The 1031-nt window shown below is 50.9% G+C and carries 1 protein-coding gene; it reads right to left on the bottom strand.

Translation table 11 applies throughout. From position 1 onward, the window contains the following. A partial coding sequence (locus KDK17_RS04495) for a WD40 repeat domain-containing protein (RefSeq protein WP_257287446.1) occupies positions 1–1031 on the bottom strand: 1031 nt, incomplete at both ends.

The following is a 1031-nucleotide window of genomic DNA, read 5'->3' as shown; positions in this document are numbered from 1 at the left end:
AGCTGAATTCACTGAATTTGGGTGATGCAGGGTGTTCACCAGCAACGGCTTTCCTTGGCTGATAGCCGTCATATCCCAGACACCAGCCGTATAATCTTCTGAAGCGGAAACTGCCCAGTGACCTTTAGTGTCAAAGCTGACATCCCATACCGGTGCTGCATGTTCAATGGTGGCCAGTAATTGGGCGCTATGCTTTTTTTCTGCCCCGGAGGTGTCCCAGTATTTTGCAGTATGGTCATCCGAGTAAGTGAATAATTTTGAACCGGCCGGGTGCCAGGTCAGGCCAGTGACTGAACCATTATGCTTTATAGTAGTTAACAGTCTGGCTGCGCCGCTGGAGATTGCGCTGAAATCCCAGAGTCTTGCGGTATGATCGTCGGATGCCGTTGCAGCCAGAGTATCCGTAGCCGGATCGAAAGCCCCCTGATAGACAGGGCCATAGTGCTTCAGCGTCGCTAATAATACAGGGTTTTTGTCTTTTATCCGGGTTATATCCCAAAGCTTGGCCGTCCAGTCTGCTGATACAGTCAACACCTGTTCCGCTTTGCTGCTGAAGACAGCCTGAAATACGGTAGCATTGTGCTCCATTGCTGCCAGCTGCGTCACCTTGCCTGATTCGACCTGGCTAAGATCCCAGAGTAGAGCCGCCCCTTCGGTGCTGACTGTCAGCAGCAAGTTGCCTGATGGTGAAAAGCTGGCATAAAGGACGTTGCCATTGTGATTAAGGGTTGACATTAGTGTGGGGAAATTCGCTTTGGGATGGTTAGCCACCCAGATTTTTGCCGAATTGTCGTTGGAGACGGTCACCAGTAAGCTGTTGTCAGGACTGAAAAATGCACCATTCACCCCGTTATCATGAGGATGGTTTGCCAGCTTTTGAGCTACTTTTTCTATGGGTTGGCCGGTAGTGTAAAACTTTGCGTAATGATCCGCCGACGCTGTGGCAAACCATCGCCCATCGGAGGAGAAAACGGCCTTTTTTACGCTTCCGGCATGGAAGGCATTGGCGACCATTTCCGGTGCATCGTTCG

The sequence above is a fragment of the Endozoicomonas sp. SESOKO2 genome (assembly GCF_024606245.1).
GTDB lineage: Bacteria > Pseudomonadota > Gammaproteobacteria > Pseudomonadales > Endozoicomonadaceae > Endozoicomonas_A.
The sequence above is the reverse complement of the archived record's forward strand: the minus strand, read 5'-3'. Positions and strand labels throughout refer to the sequence as shown.